A 450-nucleotide genomic window follows, 5' to 3' on the forward strand; every position below is an offset into this window, starting at 1 on the left:
GTAAGTGTAGAAACATCTCATGCGCGGCCGAATATAGCACGCTTCGTTTCGTTGGTTTGTATGTAATTCTACTGTGGTGTACCACGATGACAATCAGAACTTCCAGAACGATAGGTGTAGTATTCTGCGTGCTTTACGATTGCCAGGCCCGTTGGAATGAATCGTCAATGAGTTTTGTGTTCACCCACATTTTTTTCTGCGCGTTCGGCAAGCGAATTGAAGATCGTTGTCACACACGATGTATCACCGTACGTTGCTACAGATTCTACAACGTGTCCATATGAAACAACCTTGTTTCCGTTCGCCCGGTGCTAAAGCGCACGATCGTGCTCACGCCACGGTTCTTCACTGAAAACACCGCCATTGTTCCTTGTAGCTCGTTAGTGATATCCGGTGGCGTTTGAAGGCCAGCGCGGGACTCTTCCCTAGCGTTTGGTACCATACCTAGTG

1 protein-coding gene is annotated in these 450 nt (G+C 48.2%); it reads right to left on the reverse strand.

The window, feature by feature from the left end; translation table 11 throughout:
* Nucleotides 1-265: 265 nt before the first annotated feature.
* Nucleotides 266-450, reverse strand: a 185-nt coding sequence (locus ACLD7X_RS18940) for a hypothetical protein (RefSeq protein WP_411425224.1), incomplete at its 5' end; no start/stop codon positions are given.

The organism is Aphanothece microscopica RSMan92 (assembly GCF_046613545.2).
In the GTDB taxonomy this organism is placed as follows: Bacteria; Cyanobacteriota; Cyanobacteriia; order PCC-6307; family Cyanobiaceae; genus NIES-981.